The sequence below is a fragment of the Cupriavidus sp. 05T313 genome (assembly GCF_056396665.1).
The window spans coordinates 1-882 of the sequence record NZ_JBFTLX010000544.1; the positions used below are offsets into that span (position 1 = coordinate 1).

General features: G+C 55.3%; 1 rRNA gene. It reads right to left on the reverse strand.

The annotated features are described in order from the left end of the window. A 23S ribosomal RNA gene (locus AC1DKD_RS41620) occupies positions 1 to 536 on the reverse strand; the annotation flags it as partial. Between the last annotated feature and the right edge of the window lie 346 nt (positions 537 to 882).

Genomic DNA, 882 nt, shown 5'->3' on the forward strand with positions numbered 1-882 from the left:
CGGTCATTAGGTAGTATTTAGGCTTATCAGGTGGTCCTGACAGATTCGCACGGGATTTCTCGGGCCCCGTGCTACTTGGGATACTTCACCAGGCGGTGCACTACATTTCGGTTACGGGGCTCACACCCTCTCTGGCCGGCCTTTCAAGACCGTTCACCTATGCACACACTCTCACCCCACTGTCCCGGCAGAGACAGAACGGAAAGTCCCACAACCCCGACCATGCAACGCCCGCCGGCTATCACACATGGAACGGTTTAGCCTGRTCCGCGTTCGCTCGCCACTACTAACGGAATCACTATTGTTTTCTCTTCCTGCGGGTACTGAGATGTTTCACTTCCCCGCGTTCCCCCCACGCACCCTATGTGTTCAGRTRCGGGTCACCARRTCACTCGCGCGCYTGGCGGGGTTTCCCCATTCGGACACCCTGGGATCACAGTCCGGTTATCGACTCCCCCAGGCTTATCGCAGATTCCTACGTCCTTCTTCGGCTCCTAATGCCAAGGCATCCACCGTGTGCTCTTAAAAACTTGACCACAAAAGATCAAGGAGTAATTTTCGAGAGAACCACAGAAACCAACCACACCCAACAACACCACCCAAGGGCAGTACCATCACGCGCAGCCAGATCCAGGTTCATATTCTTGGAAATTGCTTCTTATAMAAGATGCTCGCGTCCACTATGTAGTTCTCAAACAACAACCCCRYACCACACACCCCACACACAAACACGTGCGCAGACCGTCATGGCAGGGAAACCAGAAACAAACAAACCCGGGACCTAAACCCCGGCCCTGTTGCCTCAGGACCCAACAGTGTGCCAAACACTAAACCGCCAGCCCCAACCCCGCACCGTTCCAGGACACCGGCCCCTCCACAAGG